The sequence below is a fragment of the Serratia sp. T13T92 genome (genome assembly GCF_047530105.1).
Classification (GTDB): domain Bacteria; phylum Pseudomonadota; class Gammaproteobacteria; order Enterobacterales; family Enterobacteriaceae; genus Chania; species Chania fonticola.
Window position 1 is genome coordinate 1 of sequence record NZ_JBLJAK010000140.1, and the last position, 631, is coordinate 631.

A 631-nucleotide genomic window follows, 5' to 3' on the forward strand; every position below is an offset into this window, starting at 1 on the left:
GTTCTCTCGCCTGCTGGTACAGATGATGACGCTGTTCCAAGATAGCCTTATCCTCTCCTCGATGTCGCTCTGCAGGCGTCACAAAGCGGATCCGGCTGTGTTTATGGTCGTTGTTGTACCACTGAACAAAATCCATTACCCAACACTGGGCCGCCTCCAGACTGGCAAAACCTTCGGATGGCCACTGAGGGCAGTACTTGAGCGTCCTGAACAGCGCTTCTGAATAGGGATTATCATTGCTCACCCGCGGGCGGCCTCGCGAAGGGGTGATCCCCAGTTCATACATCTTGCTCAACAAGGTCGCCGATTTCATCGGGGCACCATTATCCGAGTGCAGCACTAGCGGTTGGCAGACACAGGATTCACAGATGACCGTGCGTTGCAGCAAGTGGGCCGCTGATTCGCCACTTTCTGCCTCATGAACCTCCCAACCTACTGTTTTTCTACTGTAAATATCTTCTATCAGATACAGATAGTAATACAACCCTTGCGTCAGGCTCGGGAGATAAGTGATATCCCAGGACCACACCGTATTCGGGGCCGACGCCGTGTGGCTGGTCGGCGGGGCCCGTTTCTTCGGGGCTTGGCTGCGGCCACGGTGATGCAGTTGGTTTTCTGCGTGCAGCACCCG

At 55.2% G+C, this 631-nt stretch carries 1 protein-coding gene; it reads right to left on the minus strand.

The annotated features are described in order from the left end of the window. Positions 1 to 631, minus strand: a 631-nt coding sequence (locus ACMV5I_RS29620) for a transposase (protein ID WP_414825980.1), incomplete at both ends; no start/stop codon positions are given.